The organism is Azospirillum sp. B4 (genome assembly GCF_000333275.1).
Taxonomy (GTDB): Bacteria; Pseudomonadota; Alphaproteobacteria; order Azospirillales; family Azospirillaceae; genus Nitrospirillum.
In genome coordinates, this window is the sequence record NZ_BACU01000460.1 from 1 (window position 1) to 21017 (window position 21017).

The 21017-nt window shown below is 64.8% G+C and carries 13 protein-coding genes; 4 read left to right on the forward strand and 9 right to left on the reverse strand.

Annotation, left to right across the window (positions count from 1 at the left end):
- Nucleotides 1-3 precede the first annotated feature (3 nt).
- The 6 genes from I55_RS19995 to I55_RS33300 form a co-directional block, all read right to left on the reverse strand.
- Nucleotides 4-525 (reverse strand): MarR family winged helix-turn-helix transcriptional regulator, encoded by a 522-nt coding sequence (locus tag I55_RS19995; RefSeq protein ID WP_049974319.1) that lies wholly within the window; start codon nt 523-525, stop codon nt 4-6.
- A gap of 191 nt (nt 526-716) precedes the next feature.
- The gene (locus tag I55_RS20000) at nt 717-2627 is read right to left on the reverse strand and encodes a feruloyl-CoA synthase (protein ID WP_044562348.1); all 1911 of its coding nucleotides are present in this window, start codon (nt 2625-2627) and stop codon (nt 717-719) included.
- A gap of 114 nt (nt 2628-2741) precedes the next feature.
- Complete coding sequence (locus I55_RS20005) at nt 2742-4208, reverse strand: aldehyde dehydrogenase (RefSeq protein WP_044562349.1); 1467 nt, start codon at nt 4206-4208, stop codon at nt 2742-2744.
- Nucleotides 4209-4443: 235 nt separating this feature from the next.
- Complete coding sequence (locus tag I55_RS20010) at nt 4444-5286, reverse strand: p-hydroxycinnamoyl CoA hydratase/lyase (RefSeq protein WP_044562355.1); 843 nt, start codon at nt 5284-5286, stop codon at nt 4444-4446.
- A gap of 208 nt (nt 5287-5494) precedes the next feature.
- Entirely contained in the window at nt 5495-9250 is a 3756-nt protein-coding gene (locus I55_RS20015; protein ID WP_044562350.1) for a two-component regulator propeller domain-containing protein, read from the reverse strand.
- Between the two features lie 282 nt (nt 9251-9532).
- Complete coding sequence (locus I55_RS33300) at nt 9533-10870, reverse strand: SAM-dependent methyltransferase (protein WP_049974320.1); 1338 nt, start codon at nt 10868-10870, stop codon at nt 9533-9535.
- Nucleotides 10871-11099: 229 nt separating this feature from the next.
- On the opposite strand from I55_RS33300, the gene I55_RS34920 reads away from it, so the two are divergent.
- From I55_RS34920 to I55_RS20030, 4 genes are all read left to right on the forward strand, one after another.
- A complete protein-coding gene (locus tag I55_RS34920; RefSeq protein WP_083901279.1) occupies nt 11100-12824 on the forward strand; it encodes an ABC transporter substrate-binding protein in 1725 nt (574 codons plus the stop codon).
- A gap of 134 nt (nt 12825-12958) precedes the next feature.
- Nucleotides 12959-15079, forward strand: coding sequence for an ATP-binding protein (locus tag I55_RS34925; protein WP_083901280.1), 2121 nt, complete (start codon nt 12959-12961; stop codon nt 15077-15079).
- 116 nt (nt 15080-15195) lie between these two features.
- Nucleotides 15196-15444, forward strand: a complete 249-nt coding sequence (locus I55_RS20025) for an Os1348 family NHLP clan protein (RefSeq protein ID WP_044562351.1) — start codon at nt 15196-15198, stop codon at nt 15442-15444.
- Between the two features lie 146 nt (nt 15445-15590).
- Nucleotides 15591-17531, forward strand: a complete 1941-nt coding sequence (locus I55_RS20030; RefSeq protein ID WP_049974321.1) for a RiPP maturation radical SAM C-methyltransferase — start codon at nt 15591-15593, stop codon at nt 17529-17531.
- Between the two features lie 56 nt (nt 17532-17587).
- Here I55_RS20030 and I55_RS20035 read toward each other — a convergent pair whose 3' ends face one another.
- The 3 genes from I55_RS20035 to I55_RS20045 all read right to left on the reverse strand — a co-directional run bounded on the left by I55_RS20035 (nt 17588) and on the right by I55_RS20045 (nt 20946).
- Nucleotides 17588-18121, reverse strand: coding sequence for a PepSY-associated TM helix domain-containing protein (locus I55_RS20035; protein ID WP_044562352.1), 534 nt, complete (start codon nt 18119-18121; stop codon nt 17588-17590).
- 322 nt (nt 18122-18443) lie between these two features.
- A complete protein-coding gene (pgmB, locus tag I55_RS20040; protein WP_044562353.1) occupies nt 18444-19100 on the reverse strand; it encodes a beta-phosphoglucomutase in 657 nt (218 codons plus the stop codon).
- Nucleotides 19087-20946: a glycoside hydrolase family 65 protein gene (locus tag I55_RS20045; RefSeq protein WP_252181227.1), complete on the reverse strand. Its 1860-nt coding sequence runs from the start codon at nt 20944-20946 to the stop codon at nt 19087-19089. The genes pgmB and I55_RS20045 overlap by 14 nt, the downstream gene beginning before the upstream one ends.
- Nucleotides 20947-21017: the final 71 nt, after the last annotated feature.

Consider the following 21017-nt stretch of genomic DNA (forward strand, 5'->3'; position numbering starts at 1 on the left):
GTGTCACAGGCTGCGGATTTTGTTCAGCAGGGACAGCAACTGGGACTGTTCCTCGGCGGTCAACACGGCGGATACCTTGGCCTCCTGCTCCTCCACCAGGCCTTCGGCGCGGGCCAGCAACTCCAGCCCCGCTTCCGAAAGGCTCAGCATCTGCACACGGCGATCCTGGCGGCCCCGTACCCGCTTCAGCAGCCCCCGGTTGGCCAGCCGGTCCACCAGATGGGCCATGTTGGGTGGCGCGATCTCCAGCACCTCGCCCGCCTGGCGCTGGTTGACGCCCTTGTTCACACTGACCAGGCTCAGCAAGGAGAATTCCGCCAAGGTCAGCTGGCAAGGGGCCAGGTGCTCCAGCACCAGGCGCCGGACCAAGGTTTCCGCCCGCGACAGGTTGAAGCCGACGAAGCGCTCCAGCTTTGAACAATCCAGCGCCGTTTCCGCCTTGCCGCTGGCGGGCAGGCCTTCGTCCAGGTCATCTTCCGCATCGGCGGTGTCGGGGGCGGGCATCGTGTTCTTCAGGGCCGGCATGGAGGCGGTCTCAAAATGACGGGCCCGAGGGCCAAGGGACTGGGGCGGTTCGCGCCCTTATGGCAGCGGTGGGAACGGCGCCAATAGCGCCAAGTAAGTATCCTGGTAATTGTCCTGGCCGTCCAGGGGATCCACCATCCGGGGATGGTACCATCGGGCGGTGGGATGACTACCAGGAAATGGCGAGGGGTTCAGGACAATGGTCCGGGCCGATAGATGCCGGGGGCCGTTCCTTGGTACAGGGCGTCCACCTGCGCCGCGCGCAGGTCCAGGACCACGCGCTGGTTGATGGAGCGCTTGTCCGTGACTTCCCCCTTGTCCAGCGATGGCGGCTCCGTCAGCACCAGGGCGCGGGCCACCCGCGAGGCGCTGCCCGTGCCGGACGCCGCCAACCGGTCGATCAGGGCCTGGAAGCGCTGGCGGACGGGCTCGGCCGCCAGGATGTCCGCCGCCGGCGCGTTGGCCGGCAGCTCGGCCAGCGCGCCGCAGGCCTCCAGGTTGGGGAAGATCAGCAGGCCCAGGTCGTCCCGTTCCGGCGCGGTGATCACCACGTCCTGTACATGGGGGGCGCCTTCGGTGATGACACGGGCGCGCAGGGGGCCGACATTCACGAAGGTGCCGGAGGATAGCTTGAAATCCTCCGTCAGGCGGCCGTCGAAAACCAGGCCAAGGTCGGGGCGGGCGGGGTCCAGCCAGCGCAGGCCGTCGCCGGTGCGGTAGTAGCCGTCAGCATCGAACGCCGCCGCCGTGCGCTCCGCCGCCCGCCAATAGCCCGGCATGACGTGCGGCCCGGCGAAACGCGCCTCCAGCTTGTCACCCACCGGCACCAGCTTCACCCGGCAGCCGGGGGCGGGCAGTCCGACATAACCCGCTTGCAGCAACGCGCCGGCGCTTGTCCCCAGCGAGAAGCCGCTGGTGGTGAACAGGCAGGAAGGCGACGTTTCCGTCATGCCCAGGCCGGCGAAGACGGGGATGCGGGCGCCGCAGTGCGCCTCCGTCACACGGTCCAGCCGGTCCCAGGCGGCCTGCGACAGGCCGGCACCCCCGAAAAAGAACATGCGCATGCGGGCGTAGAAGGACTGGCGCAGGTCGGCGTCCTCCTCCAGCGCCGCCGTCAGATCCTCCCACCCCTTGGGCACGTTGAAGTGCACCGTGGGGGAGATTTCCTTCAGGTTGCGCAGGGTTTCGGCCAGGCCCTGTGGGGTGGGCTTGCCATCGTCAATGTAATAGCTACCGCCGTTGTACAGGGCGATGCCGACATTGTGGCTGCCGCCATAGGTGTGGTTCCAGGGCAGCCAGTCCACGATCACCGGCGGTTCCTCCCCGAAGACGGGGAAGCTTTGCAACAGCATCTGCTGGTTGGCGCACAGCATGCGCTGGGTGGTGGTGACCGCTTTGGGCGTGCTGGCGGAGCCGGAGGTGAACAGCAACTTCGCCACCGTCTCGGCCGGCAGGGCGCGATAGACGGCGTCCACGGTGCCGGGTGCCGTCGCCAGCAGTTCGGCCAGCGGTGTCACCGGCCGGCCCGGCAGGGTACCGGATGAGGCCACCACCTCCACATCGTCCGGCACCGCGGCGGCGATGGCAGTGGCGAAGGCCGGGGCGTCCGCGGCGTACACCAGGCCGGGTGTCACCGTTTCCATGACCAGGCGCAGTTTCTGGTGGTCACGGGACAGCAGGGAATACCCCACGGACACGGGGCAATAGGGGATGCCGGCGTAGAGCGCGCCCGTGGCCAGGCGCAGATGGTCCATGCTGTTGCCCGACAGGATGGCCACCGGCCGCTCCGGCGTCAGGCCCCGGTCCAGCAAGGCCTGGCCGATGGCGCGGGCGTCGGCCAGCATCCCGGCGTAGCTGAGGTGCCGCCAGGCGCCGTCGGGTCCGCGCTGGGCCACCAGCGTGCGGTCGGGATCGGTCGCCGCCACGACCTCCAGCCGTTCCAGCAGGTGGCGGGGATAGGGGCCGAGGTCTTCGGCGCAGCGCAGATGCCAGACGCCGTCCGCCTCCTGGCGCAGGTCGACGGGCAGGGGATTCACCGCCACCGGCCGGTAGCGCACGGCGCCGGCCGCGGATGGGGAGGAGGGGGAGGCCGCACGGGTCACTTTGCCTGGTCTCCGGAAGAGGGGAGAGGAAAGACGAAAGACGGGGCAAGCGCGAGACAGGCCATCCGCCGCCCGGGAAAGCCCCCAGGCGGTAAGGATGGCCGGCGCGGGACGTCAAATGGGGTAATGGCGGGGGCCGGTCTGGATCGTGACCCAGCGCAGTTCCGTGAATTCCGCCACGCCCCACTTGCCGCCGAAGCGGCCGTAACCGCTGCTTTTCACGCCACCGAAGGGCATCTGCGCCTCATCATGCACGGTGGGGCCATTGATGTGGCAGATGCCGGAGTCGATGCGCTGGGCAACCGTCAGGGCGCGGGCGACATCGCGGCTGAACACGGCGGCCGACAGGCCATAGTCGCTGTCGTTGGCGACGCGGATCGCGTCCTCATCCCCATCGACACGGATGACGGCGACCACGGGGCCGAAGGATTCTTCGGCATAAAGCTTCATTTCCGGCGTCACACCATCCACCACCGTGGCCTGCATGATGGCGCCGTCGATGGACCCGCCGGCCGCCAGGCTGGCGCCCTTGGCCACGGCGTCGTCCAGCAGGGCCTTGATGCGCTGCCCCGCCTGGGTGTTGACGAGGGCGCCCAGAACGGAGCCCTCGGCTGCCGGGTCACCTGCCTTCAGGGTGCGTGCCTTGGCCGCCAGCTTGTCGACGAAGGCGTCGGCGACGCGGCTGTCCACCACCAGGCGCTCCGTCGACATGCAGATCTGTCCCTGGTTGAAGAAGCCGCCGAAGGCGGCGGCGTCCACCGCCGCGTCAAGATCGGCATCGTGCAGCACCAGCAGCGGCGCCTTGCCGCCAAGCTCCAGCAGGGCCGGCTTCAGGTGCTTCGCCGCCAACTGGGCCACGATGCGGCCCACGCCGGTGGACCCGGTGAAGTTCACCCGGCGCACGGCGGGGTTGGCGACCAGCCGCTCCACGATGGCGGGGGCGTCCGCCGGGTCGTTGGTGATGACGTTGACCACACCGTCGCCCAGGCCGGCTTGGGTCAGGATGCTGCCAATCAGGCGATGGGTGGCGGGGCACTGTTCGCTGGCCTTCAGCACCACGGTGTTGCCGCAGGCCAGCGGCGTTGCGATGGCGCGGGTGCCCAGGATGACGGGGGCGTTCCAGGGGGCGATGCCCAACACCACGCCGCAGGGCTGGCGCAGCGCCAGGGCCATGTTCCCGGGGATGTTGGTGGGGATGACCTCGCCATTGATCTGGGTGGTCATGGCCGCAGCCTCGCGCAGCATATTGGCGGCCAGCATGGCGTTGAAGCCGTACCAGTTGGGCATGCCGCCGATCTCGGCGGCGCCGATGGCGATGAAATCCCCGGTGTGGGCGTCCATCAGGTCGGCAGCCTTCAGCAGGCGCTGGCGCCGTTCCCCGGGGCTGAGCGCCGACCAGGCGGGAAAGGCTGCCTGTGCCGCGGCCACGGCGGCGTCCGCGTCCTCCAGCGTCGCGGCCGCGGCCTGGGTGACGACAGTGCCGGAAATGGGATTGGCCCGCGCGAAACGGCGCCCACCGCCGGCGGGCACGTCGCGGCCGCCGATCAGCAGGTCTATGGTGGTGGTCCCTGTGGTGCTCATGGGCAACCGACCCCTCCCTTGGGTTTATTGTCTTATATCCGTGGCCCTTGATCGTGACCGACCAAAGGCCGCCTCATGCGCCGGGCGCCCGCATCCGCGGGCTTGGCTTATCCTCGCTCCGCCCTATAGTGCGCGCTGGTATTATTCGGGGCCTACATGCCCCCGGAGGTAAGGATGCTCCGGCGGCGCCTGATATCCTTACCGCGTGGGGGCATATCCCGCATCGTCCCTATCCTCAGGCGTCGCGCTTGTAGGTCTGCAGGCCCGGTTTGATGGTCTTGTCGTCCAGGAACTGCTTCAAGCCCTGCTCCCGGCCCTTTTCCGGATCACGCAGCTGGGCCTGGTCCAGTTTGGCGTACAAATAGTCCTCGTTCTGCTCCCACGTCAGTTCGCGGCAGCGCTTGAAGCCGTGCTTGGCGGCGCGCAGGACCACCGGGTTCTTGGCCAGCAGAACCTGGGCCAACTTGGTGACTTCCTCGCGCAGCTGCTCGCGCGGCACGCTCTTGTTCACCAGACCCATCTGGGCGGCCTGCACGCCGGTGAAGGTCTCGCCGGTCATGATCAGGTGCAGGGCGGCGCGCTGGCCGATGGTGTCGGCCAGGGCCTTGCTGACCAGGTTGCCGGGGGGAATGCCCCAGTTGACTTCCGACAGGCCGAACACCGCCTCGTCAGCGCAAATGGCCAGATCGCAGGCCACCAGGGGGGAGAAGGCACCGCCGAAGCACCAGCCGTTGACCATCGCGATGGTGGGCTTGGAATAAAAGCGCAGCAGGCGCCATTGCCACGTGGACGCCTCGCGCCGCACCTTTTCCTGCAGGATTTCCGGGCCGGCGTCCGTTTCGCGGAAATATTCCTTCAGATCCATGCCGGCGGTCCAGGCGTCGCCGGCGCCCGTCAGCACCAGGACCTGGGCGTCCGGGTCCATCTCCACGGTCTCCAGCACGTCGACCATGTCCCGGTTCAGGGTGGGGCTCATGGCGTTGCGCTTGTCCGGGCGGTTGAGGGTGACCCAGGCGATACCGTCCACGACCTCGACCAGGACGGTCTTCCAGCGATCCGCATACTTGGACTGTGACATGGGGCTCCAGGCCTCCTTGGCTTGCATTTCCTCCGATGGCCGGGGCTCCGGGGCGGGCTTCCCCCCCGCGCCTTCCCTGGCCAGCAATTAACTTATATACAATAACTATTATGGGCGCAATAGATCGCACATGGCAGATCGCGCAGGGCGTGCCATCGGCGTTTGCGACGTCGCAAACACCGGGTCGGCGGCGCAAGCGGGGGCGGGGTCAGCGGAAGATGCGCAGGCGGTCGCCCGGCGACATGGTTTGGGTGGCGCCGATCAGCGAGGGGATGACCAAGGTGACCGTGGTGCCCTGGCCCAGCACGCTGTCCACCGTCAGGTTGCCCTTCAGGCGCTGGGTGACATGGTTGTAGGCCACGTGCAGGCCCAGGCCCGGGTGGCCGCGACCGCGCGCGGTGGTGAAGAAGGGGTCGAGGATGTGGGGCAGGACGTCCGCCGGGATGCCCCGGCCGTTGTCGGTGATGGAAATCAGGACCACCCCGCCCTCCACCGCCGCCGTCACCGTGACATGGCCGTGGGCGCCCGGGTCGAAGGCGTGGTCGGCCGTATTGGCCAGGATGTGCGTCAGGGCGTTGACCAGCGATTCCGGCACGGTGGGAATCACCAGGCCATAGGGCACGTCCACCGTCAGGTCGATGGTGCCCTGGGCCAGGGCGGTCTTTGCCACATTGGCGACGTCGGGCAGCAGGGTGGAAAGGTCGACCTCCGTCACCTTACTCTCGCCATCCTCGGCCGCGATGGCGGTGAAGCTTTTCACCAGGGCGGCTGTGCGCTTGGTGTTGCGCTCCACCAGGTCGGCCAGGTCGGACCATTCCGCCAGGCCGGTTTCCAGCGCGGTCCGGGTCAGCCTGCCCTCCGCCATGTTGCTGCGCACGTCCTCCAGGCCGCCGCGCAGGCTGCCGGCCGCGGTCAGGACCACGCCCAGAGGGGTGTTGACCTCATGCGCCACGCCGGCCACCAGGCGGCCCAGGGAGGCCATCTTCTCCTGCTGGATCAGCTTGGACTGGGTGGTGCGCAGGTCGGCCAGGGCCTGGGCGGTCTCCATCCACGCGGTTTCGGCGCGGCGATAGGATTCCGCGTTCTCCAGCGCGATGGCGCTGTAGGCGCACAGCGTGCGGAAGATCATCTGCTCCCGGTCGCCATAGGCGTGGTCGGCCACCACCACCAGAACGCCCAGCACGCGGTTCTCCACCACCAGGGGATAGGCCAGCGCGATGCCATCCTCCACCGTCTCCGTCAGCTCCTGACGGCCCTGGGCCGCGCGGGCGGGCAGGGACAGGGGATCGTCCAGGTAGACGGGCTCCACCACCGAGCCGTCGGTGGTGGCGGGCTCCAGATAGGAACCCTGCAGGCGGTACAGCACCAGGCGATGGCCGGTCAGCAACTCCCCGACATAGCGCTTCAGCGTGCTCAGCACCGCGTCCAGGATCAGGGTGGCGGTGATGTCCTGGCCGGCATCGCCCAGGCGGCGAAGGATGGCGGCGGACTGCGTCAGGGCGGCGTTGGCGTCCGTCAATTCGGCCGTGCGCTGGTTCACCACCACCTCCAGCTCCCGCTGGCGCCGGCGTAGATAAGCGGTGCGCATGCGCACCAGCACGAAGACGCCCAGGACCAGCGCCACGACGGCCAGCAGTCGCGCCCACCATGTCTGGTACCAGTCCGGCATGACGGCCAACGGCACCGAGACCTCGGCGGTGGACCAGAGGCCGGCGCGGTTGCTGCCGCGCACGCGCAGTGTGTAGGTGCCGGGCGGCAGGCTGGTATAGGCGATCTGCCGCCAGTTGCCGTCGATCTCCAGCCAGTCGCGGTCCAGGCCTTCCAGCTTGTAGGCGTAACGGTTGCGCTCCGGTGCCGAGAAATCCAGCGCCGCCACCTCCATCCGGAAGCCTCGATCTTCCGGATGGATGGTCAGGGGGGTGGTGGCATGGGCCAACTGGGCGCCCGGCATCTGGCGCCGCCCGATGTAGGCCTCCGTCACCACCACCGGCGGCACGTAGGTCCAGTCGGACAGCAGCCGGGGATGGATCAGCGTGACCCCGTCCTCCGCGCCGAACAGTATTTCGCCGGTGGGACCGGTGGCGACGGAGGCGGACCAGTGCGTGGTCAGCCACACGCCGTCGGACCGCTGGAAGGCGCGGGCCTCCATCGTGTCCGGGCTGATGCGCACCACGCCCGTGTCGGTGGACACCCAGATGAAGCCGTCCTGGTCTTCCGCGGCGGCGTTGGCGGTGGCCAGCGCCGGCACCGTGCTGCTGACCAGGAACTTGACCGGCCGGTGGCCCGTGGCGTCCGGCTTGTCCACCATGGCGACGCCCTGTCCGTAGATGGCGACCCACAGGCGGCCTTGCCGGTCGGTCATGATGGCGCCGATGTTGTGGCTGGTCAGGCCGGTCGGGTTGCCACTGTCCAGGTCGATCTTCCGGATCTTCCCGGTGTCGGTGCGGGCCAGGTAGAGGCCGCTGTAGGTCGACACCCACAGCTCATGGTCGCCCGCCGGTCGCAGCATGGTGATACGCCGGTCCTGAAGGCCGCCGCCCCCAGGGCCGTCCGCTTTTTGCTCTCCCCGGCTTTGATCCAGCTGGCGCACGGCGCCGGTGGCGGGGTTGTAGGACCAGATGCCGACATTGGCTTCGCCGATCCACAGCAGGGCGCCGTCCCAATAAAGGCTGGAGATGTTTGGCGCCATGTCCAGGCCGGGCAGTTTGACCAGGTGCACGGCGGTGGCCGATGTGTCGGATCGGTAGAGTCCGTCGCGCGTGCCGATCCAGACAGTGCCGTCGCGTCCAACCGCGAACGATCGGATCACCTTGGCCGGCAGGGCATGCTCCGGATCGCCGGTGTCGGACGGCAGATTCGCGACGGGCCGGCCGGTAGCGTCCAGGATATCGACGCCGCCTTGGCTGCGACCCAGCCATAGCCTGCCATCCGGCATGACCATCAAGGCATGGGCGCTGCGATCGTCGTTGTGCGGGTTGACGGACAGCGGCGAGAGGAAGCGAAACGCCTGCGCCGAGGGGTCGAAGCGGCACAGGCCGGGATAGGTTCCCACCCAGATCAGGCCCGACGTGTCCTTGTACAGCGTCAGGATGTTGTTGTTCAGCAGGCTGTCGGGGACCGTGCGATTGCGCTTGATGGACTTGGCGGTGCCATCGGCCAGGTCGACTTCCAGCAGGCCGCTTCCCATGGTGCCGATCCAGAGGACGTCGGGCCGCAGTTCCACGATGGATTTGACCCAGCTGGTGTCCACGGCGGCGAAGGCGGCGGGCAGGGGCTGGAACTGTGGAACACCGTCGCGATCCAACCGCAGCATCAGCACGCCATGACGGCTGGTTCCCAGCCACAGGCGGCCACGGCTGTCCTCATACAGGGTGCTGACGCCGTCCAAGGCGGCGGCCCGGGGCAGGGGAAGGCTGCGGAATTCCGTCTGGCCGGATGGCAGATAGATCAGGCCGTTGGCCGTGCCCACCCAGAGCGTGCCCTGGCGGTCGCGCTTCAGCGCCTGGATCTTGTCGCTGACGGCCCCGTCCATGGTCCCGTCGGGGCCGTGCATGTGCCGGGCGCTCGCCTGGTCGGCGGACAGGTGGTCCAGCCCGCCTTCGGTGCCCACCCACAGGCCGCCCTCGCCGTCATCCTCGATGCTGCGGACGTCGATGTGGTTCAGGATGGCCAGCGGCACCCGTACGAAGCGGTCGGTCGCGGCATCGTAGCGCACCAGGCCGGCGGCGCTGGTGCCGATCCACAGCCGGCCCTGCGGGTCGGTATGCAGCGTGCGGATGTTGCTGTCGGGCAGGCCATAGGGGCCGGTGGCGCCGCCGCCATAGGACTTGAAGCGATAGCCGTCGAACCGCACCAGATCGCCGGCGGTACCGACCCACAGGAAGCCGCTGCGGTCCTGCGCGACGGCGGTGACATATTCGATGCTCTTGCCCTTGTCGTCCGTATAGCGGGTGAACAGGTCCACTACCGCCGTTTCCCACATCTCTCCGGCATGCGGGGAAACGGGAAGACAAAGGGCAAGGACCAGGCAAAGGCATCCCAGCAAGGTGAGCGATCGTTTCATTTCCTGACAGAAATTCCGCATGATGCTCATCTTACCCGGTCCGGCGGCGGTGTCGGCGATGCCATCGACCTGTCCGTTGGGATGCGGCCCTCCCGGAGAGAGGGGGCCTTGTCAGCCAGGCCGGGCACGGCGGTGGGCCGCCCCCAGTCTTTCTGCCAAGGCCCCGCGAAGATTTCACCTGCTTTATTCGGCGGAGACGTTCTGGTCCTGCACGTCTTCGACCGAGACGTTCTGGTCCTGGACGTCCTCGACCGAGACATTCTGGTCTTGGACATCCTCGGTGGAGACGTTCTGGTCTTGGACATCCTCGGTGGAGACGTTCTGGTCCTGGACGTCTTCGACCGAGACATTCTGGTCCTGGACATCCTCGGTGGAGACGTTCTGATCCTGGACGTCCTCCGTTGAAACGTTCTGGTCCTGAACGTCCTCCACCGCGGCGACCACCACCTTGACCGGGGCCGAGGCCATCGCGGCCGTCCAACGACGCTCATCCTCGCTCAGCGGACCGAAGCCGGTGACATAACGCACCGGATCGTCGCGGAAGGCCTGGGCGGCGGCCGGGTCCAGGGCGATGGTCTTCATGGCCGTGTAATAGGCCTGGGACACGGCGGGCGGGGTGGAAGGCAGCAGGGTGACGGGCGTGGCATCGGGGGCGGGCGCCACGGCGGGCTTGCCCACCAGGGCGCCGATGCCCAGCCGCTCCGCCATGCCCATGTCGTTTTCCAGGCTGTCCTTGGGCGGGATGTACAGGGTGCTGGCCTTGCTCAGGCGCTTCAGGTTGGCCGGGTCGCGGTAGGCCTTGAGCGGCAGGCGGCGCAGCACCGGCTTCTGCCCGGGGCGGGTGGCGCCGACATAGTCGACGCACCAGTGATCCTCGCCGTAAATCTCGATCAGGCGCTCAAACAGGATGGCGCGCCGTTCCAGGTTGTCCGTCACCGGGCGGAACAGGTCGCCCACCGGGCCCACCTGCATCAGCACCACGTGCCCGCTGGTCACCAGCGGCCGGTTGCGCAGCAGGAAGTCGGTCGCCTCCAGCGCCTGATAGCCGGACTGGCTGGGATCGATCCGCAGGTCGGCGAACAGGTAGTCCAGCGAGGAGACGCCCGGCAGCAGGCGGGTGTCATAGCCCTCGCCCTTGGCCGTGGTCAGCGCCAGGCGGGCGGGCGCGACGTAGAAGCCGGGGTGGCCGTAGAACACGCCCGTCACGCGGCGGCCGGCCCGCACCTCGGCCACCATGGCCTCGGCCATCTGCACATAGGTCAGGCTGCGGCGCTTGTCCGCGCCGTACAGGGCGGTCAGGTCGATGACATTGGGGTTCAGCGCGTGCAGATCGGCCAGCGTCAGCGGGTCGCGGATGCAGTGGAACACCACGTCGGCATGACGGATGTGCCCCTCCGCCTCCCGCGTCAGGTGGCTGAAGGCCTGCATGCCCGTGCCCACGATGGCAAGGCTTCCGCCCGAGGTCTTGGTCTTGGAGTCGGTCAGCAACGCGTGCGCGTCGGCGATTCTGGTGTCCGGCATCACTACCCCCATCGGTTGAGTTTGTTGTTGAGCTGATAAGCTAGCAGTCTATAGACCGACCGGGTAGATGGAATGTGGCATGCAATGGTAGGAACAGCGCGGACGCGCGCTTTCCGGCGGCGGAGGGCGGCTCATGTCAATGGTGCGTTAATGGACCTTTGCAATCGGGCGGAGAGTTGGACCATAGTGGCGTCGTCGTGGGATCCATCGGTTGAACAGGGGCGCTTCGTTGTTGGACATTGGCATTTTCCGAGGGCGGCTACGGCTGAGCTTCAAAGGGCTCTTATTCTGTTTGGCGGCGATATTTATGGTGGTTGGTTTAGGATGTCCCCTGCGGGCGGGGGAAAAAGTGGAAGGTCAAATGGCGAATCGTCCTTCGCCTGGACGGATGATAACCACTGCGGTAATGGGAACATGGCCCGTCCTGTTACATCCTTTGCGAGGCGGGGAGTGGGGACACAATATTGTTAGAAGCTATGTTAATCGAGCTCTATTTCAGCAGGTAAATGACGACGTCATTTGCGTATTTTGTGTCAGTGCTCCCTCTGAGAAAAACTACACATTGCGATCAGAAAAAACGAGCGACGGGCATGATGTTACAGTCGCGACCTATGAAATTAGGCCAGATGCCCGATGGGGAGACGGAGAGCCGATCACATCGGCAGACTTAGTTTTCTCATTTGAGGTAATGGATGTAAATCGTGACAAGATATTTATCAATAATACGAAGATGGACAGCATAATAAAAATCACACAAATAACGGATAAGAAATTCTCAATCATCCAAAGAGGTGTCATCTGTTCTGACCGGTTGGCAATGCCGCCCTTAATTCCATCGCATTTGGAAAAAGAAATATGGGATAAAAGCCACAATAATTATTTTGATAATTCACTATATATTAGGCAGCCAAACAATCCGGGATTGTATAATGGCCCATTTCTCGTTTTGGGAATTGATGAGGGTTTGCTACATCTCAAGCGAAATAATTTCTGGATCGGGCGGAAGCCGTATTTTGAGCGTGTAGATGTATATGCGCCTCGTGATCAGGATGGATTGAACCAAATCGTTCGTAGCAAGAGAGTGGATAATTTCACTACTCTTATGTTCAGCATGGGGCAGAACATTGTTAGGGATTTTAAAGACATTTACAACCCTTACTACGCTCCAAGTGATTATCTCGTTCATTTGAAAGTAAACTTTAATAATATAATATTATCAGACGTTCGCGTGCGCAAAGCTCTGCTTCTTGGAATTGATAGAGATGGTTTATTAGATAAGATACTCGATGGTAAAGGTATTGTAGCCCAGGGACTCTTGAATCCATTCATGCCGGGCTACGTGGCTGTCAGTCGCTATCCTTACTCCACGAAGAAAGCTGAGCAATGGCTGGATGAAAGTGGATGGCTCAGAGGCAATGACGGTCTGCGGTACAATGCTGCTGGTGAGCCGTTGAAGTTTGAACTTCGCTACCGCCGTTATTATCCCTGGGTTGATTTAGCACCCAGCCTTGCCGCCGCATGGAGAAAGCTTGGGATTACGGTTAACCTAGTCGAAGATCCGGATTTATCGGGTGATGCCTTGGATTCACGACAGCGCTATACGGGATTAGTTGGTTTCGCTCAAAACTTTGATCAGGATTGGGACACAGTTCGCTTATGGTACCATTCCTCTATGATTCCCAGGCAGGGGAATGGTTGGCAGGGCAGCAACCATTTTGGCATTGATAGCCCAGATCTGGATCGAGCGTTGGACAAATTGGCGACAGCACGTTGTTCGCGGGACTTGCGCCAAGCGGCAATGGCCGACATCCAGCGGGCTTATGCTGACGGCTTGCCTACCTTGCCTATATGGTTTGGTACCGTGCTGACCCTATCGGACAAACGTTTAAGTGACACCGTTGATGCTCAAACGTTCTCCGCAGCACCGATTGAAAATTGGCGCCTTCGGGACTAGCAATCAACAGCCATTCGATCATCAAGCTTGGCACGGAATTGTCTTGGGCCGCAACCCATGCGAGTGCTATCACTTCTATCCAATCGAAAGCCTGATGTTATGACGCCGTGTAGATACGGGGAGCGGACAGCGGAGTGGGTGAACTGGCGCCGAGCGGTGTGATGAGAGAAGGGAGCCAAGGCAGGGCTATTGGCTCGTCTTCACGCCTGATCGAGAGAGTTCGGGCAATCGTTCGCATTTTGATGCCGGTAGCGGCTGCGGGTCTTTTGATGGTTGCTTTGTTTGGCACCGGTGAGCGGACGTTAAGCCGACTGACCGGGGCTATGGACCAGATTGTCGACCGCAACTTGGCTGGCGGTATTCAGTTATCCGATATTAATACCCGTGTACAAAATGTAAATGCCCGTTTCAATAGGCTTTTAGTTCTAAAGTCTGCGGGCAGCATTAACATTGATAGTGCCGCCGAGTTGGCGTCCATTTCCGTTCAAGTTAATGAACTTATTAAGGAGTTGCAATCATACCGAGACACCTATGCGACCCCGGAACAGCATCATCGCCTTGATGAAGTGCTCCAGGATTTGGAGGATTACAAGCGTGCTGTGGCATGGGTTGGATCTATGTTGGGTATTGATTTTGCGAGTACTATAAGTTTCATTGAGCCATTTGGGTCTGTCTTTGAAAGAGCGCAAGCAAAACTGACTAGTATTGTTACGGAAACGCATCACAGCGCACAGTTGAAGGCAGAAGAGGCCACTCGGCGGTCAGAAGAGACGGTTCGGACCTTCCTCTATTCGGCGATTGCCGTTATGGTCGGCATTGCACTGTTGGCTTGGCTGATTGGTCGCTATCAACAGCGGCTGCGAATCAGTTCCGAAATGTTGCGCCAGCAGGTGGAGGCCCGTACCGCCGAACTGCGCCAAGCGAACGATGACTTGGCGGCGTCGGCGGATACCCTCCGCCAGTTGGGCGACGCCGGTCTTGCCCTGACCGCTACACTGGATTTAGGGGAGGTTTATGCCGCCCTATATGAGCATCTCGCGGACTTGGTGCCAATGGATGCCTTCGGTCTCGCCCGTTTGTCGGCTAATGGCCGAGATGTCATTTTCGAATCTTTCCTAATGTACGGCCATTTACTGCCCGGCTTTGTCCGGCCGGCTCACGGGTTAAGTGAGCCGGCTGTCAGGGCATTGCGCCAGGGGGCGGAAATGGTAGTAGTGGGTGAGCCGGCTACCGCTTGGGCCGCGTCGCTGACCGGTAATGACGATAATCATGACCCCATCCGCGCCGCCGTGTGGCGGCCGCTAATGGTGTCGGGGCAGGTGCTGGGTTTAATCACAGTACAAAGCCGGGATATCGATGCTTACGGGCCGCAGGTGCTGGAAGCTTTTCGGTCAGCCTGTGCCTACGCAGCCATCGCCATCGCCAATGCCCGCTCTTACCATGAACTAGGAGCAACTTTAGCTGAACTGCGGGCAGCCCAGGATAAGTTGGTCAAGCAGGAGAAAATGGCCTCCTTAGGGCGCCTCGTTGCCGGCGTTGCGCATGAAATTAATACTCCTCTTGGGGTTGTGTTGACAGCGGCAGGTAGTCTTTATGGCGGGGTAACCGATTTGCGCGATGCGATTGCCCAAGGCCGCTTGACACGCAGCGCCCTGGAGAAGGGAGTTATTGAGTGGGCAGAATTGGCTACGGTGGTGGAGCGCAACGCCATACGTACGGCGTCCCTTGTCAAAAGTTTTTCAGCAGTTGCGGTGGATGAAGGGGAGGGCAGAATTCTAGAAACTGATTTATCTGTTCTCCTGGACGACGTTGTTACCATGTTTCGTCCGGCTCTGGAGAAAGAGGAGATTCATTTGGATTTGGTGGTAACGGACGGCTTGGTTGTGCGCACGGTACCCGAATCATTAACGGATGCCTTGACCCGTATCTTGTCGAATACCATAGATCATGCATTTGTTAATGGTTATAGAAAGACACATGAACGCCGTGTCATATTATGTGCTGAGGCAGTGGATGACAAAAATATACTTATAACAGTAGAGGATAACGGTCGTGGCATAGATCCTGACGCAATGCCACATTTATGCGATCCTTTTTTTACAACTGCCAGAGGTAGTGGTCATCCTGGATTGGGTTTACATGTTGCGTTTAATCAGGTCACTCAACATTTGAAGGGCGCTTTGGACATAGATAATGTGCCTAGTGGAGGAGCGCGTGTTCTACTCAGAATCCCAATTTCAATTGATTGCGCTTAAAAATGAATAATCACTAACTTGTTATCAAGATTAATCGAATTGATATTGTATTATTTTTCTTGTATAGACAACATTATCGTAATCGGCGATGGATAAATAGCTGTAAAGGAGGAATCATGACGATATTTCTGCGTGAATTAACACCGGATGATGTTCAGAAAATCCTGGGGCGTGCGCTGCTGGACGCCAATTTCCGTAGCAAGCTGGCTGCCGACCCAGAGGCCGTTTTGGCAATTCTCGGTTTCAAGGCGTCTGCCGCCAGCCTTGCTTTCTTCAAGAATCTGGCGGCAGCTTCATTCGGCACCGCCGCTGACGACCTAGCCAAGCAATTTGGCACAACGCCCTTGCCGACTAGCTGGCTCTAATCATACACCCCTTCTCATGCTGCAGCTCAGATAAGGGCACGTGTTCAATACGCTCCTGGAGGATCTTCCAGGAGCGTATTGGTATTGTGGGTAGATGATCGAGCAGGGACGGTCTGCCACAGGGAGAGATACGACAAGGATGCATTGTGACGGATAGTCCACCCAACCGCACCCTGCTGGTGGCCATGCCCGTCGCCGCGCTGCATTACCCGGTCATCGGGCTGTCGCTGCTGAAGGGCGCGTTGGCGCGCCGGGGCATGGCGGCGGACATCCGGCACTTCTATCTGGACTTCGCCGACTATATCGGCTTCGACGCCTATGCCGCGGTGGAGGACAGCCGCTATTTCCTGGCCATGGTGGGGGATTGGGTGTTCGCCGGCGCCGCCCACGGCACGCCGGAGGCGGAGCCGTTCACCTTCCTGAACGGGCTGATGGCGGGGGAGTACGGCCGCCATTTCGGCGCCCAGCGCCTGATGGGCATCCTGGCCGCCCGGGGCAAGGCCCAGGGCTTCATCGACCATTGCTTCGGCCTGGTCGACTGGTCACGCTACGCCGTCGTCGGCTTCTCCACCTCCTTCCAGCAGACCATGGCCTCGCTGGCCTTGGCGCGGCGCATCAAGGCGGAACACCCCCACATCCTCATCGTCTTCGGCGGTGCCAACTGCAGCGACGAGATGGGCGTGGAGCTGCACCGCCAGTATCCCTTCATCGACGTGGTGGTGGGCGGGGAGGCGGAGGACGTGCTGCCCGAGCTGGTCCGCCGCCACGGCGCGGGGGAGGATTTGGCGGGCCTGCCCGGCACCACCATCCGCGCTCCCGATGGCGGCACCGTCCCGGCCACGGTGCCGGCGGCCATGATCACCGACATGGACGGCCTGCCGCCGCTGGACTACGCCGATTTCTACGCCGACCGCGCCCGCCTGCCGGCGGTGGCGGAGCGCTATCCCGCCTTCCCCCTGTTCGAGAGCGCGCGGGGCTGCTGGTGGGGGCAGAAGAACCATTGCACCTTCTGCGGCCTGAACGGCCTGGGCATGGCCTACCGCAGCAAGAGCCAGGATCGCGCCTATGCCGAGCTGACCGACGTGGCCGACCGCTTCGGGCGGGAGATCATGGTGGTCGACAACATCCTGGACACCCGCTACTTCGGCGATTTCCTGCCCCGCCTGGCGGCGCTGGACCGGCCGTTGCTGTTGCACTACGAGGTCAAGGCCAACCTGAAGGCGGGGCAATTGGCCCTGCTGGGCCAGGCCGGCGTGCGCAAGATCCAGCCGGGCGTGGAATCGCTCAGCACCCCGGTGCTGGCCCTGATGCGCAAGGGCGTCACCCTGCTGCGCAACGTTCAGACCCTGCGCCTGGCGGCGGAGGCCGGGGTGCTGGTGGACTGGTCCCACCTCTACGGCTTTCCGGGTGAGACGGCGGACCATTACCACGCCGCCGCCGCCGTGGTGCCCAAGATCCTGCACCTGCATCCGCCCGGTGGCTTCAACCGGGTGCGCGCCGACCGTTTCAGCCCTTACTTCAACACCCCGGCGGCCTTCGGCGTCACCATCCGGCCGGTGCCGGGCTATGGCCAGATCTACCCGCACGACGCCGACAGCGTCGCGCGCCTGGCCTATCACTTCGACATGACGCCGGACCGGCCGGACGCGGCGCTTGAGGCCGCCCATGCCGTCCTGGCCGCCCAGCTGGACGTCTGGCGCAAGGGGCAGGCCACCCTGACCCTGACGCCGGCCGCCGACGGCACGGCGGCGGTGGAGGATGGCCGCGCCGACCCTCCGCGCCGCCATGTGCTGGACGCCTGCGCCGCCGCCGTGCTGGACGCCTGCATGGAGGTCCGGGGCGCCGGGCCGCTGGCCAAGGCGCTGGCGCCACGCTTCGGCGCCGAGTCGGTGGCCGCCGCCGTGGCGGATCTGGAGGCGCTGGACCTGCTGCTGTGCGAGGGCGACGAGCTGCTGGCCTTGCCCCTGCGCCAACCCGGCTTCGCCCGCGCCCCCCGGCATGAGGAGATCCGCACCTCCTGGGGGCGGTCCTACTTCCATCACGTCCAGGCGGGGGCTGGCGCCCAGGTGCCCGAAACAGTGGCATGAAACTCATGCCCCTGTAGTCCGCGACCGCGGGCGCCGGAGACTGAGAAACGCCTATCTCACCAGAAGGGCTGGCGCAGGCCGGCCTTCCAGCGGCGGCCCAGCATCTGGCCATAGATCACCAGGCCGCTGATGCCCAGGAACAGCAGGGACAGGCCGCACAGGACGCTGATCCAGGTGCCCGCCGTGCCCAGTTTCAGGGCGCGGTGCAGGTCTAGCAGCAGGAAGTGCAGGCCACGGGCCTCCTGGGCGCTGACGTCGGGGCTGCCGGTGTCGGCGTCAAAATAGATCTGGCGCGGGGCGGGATCGGCGATGGCCACCACGCCCCGGGCCGGGCCGGCGCCCCCCATGCCGGCACCCAGGACGCTCAGGCTCAGCTCCACCACCGGCTTGCCGGGGGCCTGGGCGTGGGCCGCGGCCAGCAGGGTGTCGACCATGGCGTGCACCTGCGCGTCATCCAGGGTGCGGGATGCGGCAGGCCGCCCTTTGGGGCCGCCGTCCATCATCTCGACCTGCAGGGCGACACCGGTGGCGGCGATGAGGATCATGAACACGCCGACGATGATGCTGACCCAGCGATGGATCCTGCGCATGACACCCTCCCCGATCGGGTCCTGCAGACCCGTCCTGATTTATCGTTTCGGAGATCAGCGGTATCACCAGTCGGCCGCCGCCGATAATCGCGACTTCCGATAGCTGGCATGGCAATGGCCAATCCTCGGGAGCGCCAGGCCAAGCGGCGCCCCCAAACGGTAAGGATGGGGCGCCAGATCAAGGGCATGAGCGGCTGGCTCCTGCCCTTGTAGGCCCTGACTGGGACCCCCGGAGCTTTCTGGGGAGCTGAAGGCGGACTGGAAAGCGAGAAGCCAAGCCTGCGGATGCAGGCGCCCGGCGTTTGAGGGCTAAATCCGAGGGCTAAAAGAAATCACTAATATAAAAGTTGGCGATGGCGGGCACGACGTAGTCGGCGCGGGTCAGCACGGTGGGGTCGCCGATGCCCACCGCCACCATGCCGGCGTCCTTGATGCTGGCGATGCCAGCCACCGCGTCCTCAACCCCCAGGCAGCGCTCCGGCGGCACGCCCACCAGGCGGGCGGCCTCCAGGAACAGGTCCGGCGCCGGCTTGGGTGCCTTCACGGCGGCGGGGTTGGCGATGGCGTCGATCAGGGGGCGGATGCCCAGCTGGTCCAGCAGGGGCGGGGCGTTGTGGCTGGCGGAGGCCAGGGAGGTCTTCAGGCCGGCGGCGCGCACCTCCTCCAGCACCCGGCGGGCCCCGGGCAGCAGGTCGTCGGGCGTCTGCTCCGCGATGGCCGCTTGATAATAGCCGTTCTTGCGGTCGGCCAGCACCCGGCGTTCCTCCACCGTCCTCTGTACCGGTCCGTCGGGGCCCCCCTGCGCCAGGATCAGGTCCAGCGAGGTCATGCGGTCCACGCCCTTCAGCTTCTCCTCGAACGTCGGTTCCAGGTGGATGCCCAGCTCCTCCGCCAGGCGGCGCCAGGCGGCGAAGTGGATGTGGGCGGTGTCGGCCAGCACCCCGTCCAGGTCGAACAGCACGGCATCAAAGCGCGGCATGGCGGATGCCCTCCAGGGTCTGTTCCGGGGTGGCCGGCGTCAGGTGCGCCACCTGGCCGTGATGGCTGAGCGCCAGGCCGGGGCCGGCCAGCAGGCGATAGGTTGTTGCGGCGTCGCAACCGACGGCCACCTCCACCCGGTTGCCCTGGAAATCCAGGCGGAAGCGGTAACCCGTCCATCCCGGCGGCAAGGTGGGGGCGAAACGCAGGGTGCCGCCCAGGGCGTGCATGCCGGCGAAGCCCTGCACCAGGGCCATCCAGCTGCCGGCCATCGCGGCCATGTGCAGGCCATGGCCGGTGTTGCGGTGCAGGTCGTGCAGGTCGACCAGGGCGGTGTCTTTGAAATAGGCCAGGGCCTTGTCCATCAGGCCCAGGCGGGCCGCCAGCAGGGCGAAGACGCCGGCCGACAGGGTGCTGTCATGCACCGTCACCGCCTCATAGAAGGCAAAGGACCGGCGCACCGCCTCGGCCTCGAAGCGGTGGGGCAGCAGGCAGAAGGCCAGCACGGCGTCCGCCTGCTTGCACACCTGGTGGCGGTACAGCACCAGGGGGTGATAGTGCATCAGCAAGGGGTGGTGGTCGGCGGGCGTGCCGGCGAAGTCCCAGGGCTTCTTGTCCAGGAAGCTGTCGTCCTGCGGGTGGATGCCGCTGGCCTCGTCATAGGGCAGGTACATGGCCTCGGCCGCCTGGCGCCAGCCCTCCGGCTCCTCCGCGCCCAGGCCGATGGCACCGGCTATGCGGGCCAGGTCGTCCGGCCGCTCCCGGCCCAGCCGGGCCGCCACCTCGGCCGCGTACTCCAGGTGCGCCTGGGCCATGGCGTTGGTGTACAGGTTGTTGTCCACCATGGCGGTGTATTCGTCCGGCCCCGTCACCTCGTGGATGCAGAAGCGGCCGCCCCGGCGGGGGTTGTAATGCCCCATGTCCAGCCACAGGCGCGCCGTCTCGAACAGGATCTCGGCGCCATGGCGCACCAGAAAATCATCGTCGCCGCTGGCGTCCATGTACTGGCGCACGGCGTGGGCGATGTCGGCGTTGATGTGGTATTGCGCCGACCCGGCGGGGAAATAGGCGGAGCATTCCGCCCCGCCGATGGTGCGCCAGGGGTACAACGCCCCCTTGCGGTGGCCCATCAGGCGGGCATGGGTGCGGGCGCCGTCCAGGGTGCGGTGGCGGTATTCCAGCACGGCGCGGGCCACGGCCGGCCGGGTGTAGACCAGCACCGGCAGGGCGAAGATCTCGGCATCCCAGAAGTAATGACCCTCATAGCCCTCACCACTCTGCCCCTTGGCGCCGACGGAGGTCAGGCCGTCGCGCCCCGCCCCCTGCAGCAGCTGGAACAGGTTGAAGCGCACGGCGCGCTCCAGGTCCGGCGCGCCCTCGATGGCCAGGTCCGAGGACAGCCAGAAGTCCTGCAAGGCCTGGGTGCGGGCCTGGCGCAGCGCCGGCAGGCCGATGGCCGTGGCCTGGGCCAGCGCGGCGACGGCGGCGCTGGACAGCGCGTCATCGTCGCCGGGGGCGCCGTCGACGTCCTTGTCGGCGGCATAGGCAACGCTCTTCACCAGGGTCAGCACGGCGCCCGGCGCCAGGGTGGTGCGCACCGTGTGGCGGAGGGCGCCCTGGTCGCGGATGCTGGTCGCCAGGACGGGGGCGTCGCCGGTGGTGGTGACGGTGTGGGCCATGGCCACGGCCACGCCCTGGCGGCTGCGGCCGGCGCGCAGCACCATGCCCTCCGCGCCGTCACCCTCGATCCAGCGGCGGAAGGCCAGGGCCGGCTCCGCGGCTTGCGGTCCCACGCGCGGATCGTGCACGCCGCCCTCGGTCGCCGCTGGCGGCTGATGCGGGGCCAAGCGGGACTCCACCACCACCTCGGCCGTGAAGGCTCCGCCGTCACCTGGTAGACTCTAGAGGTCCCCGGGAC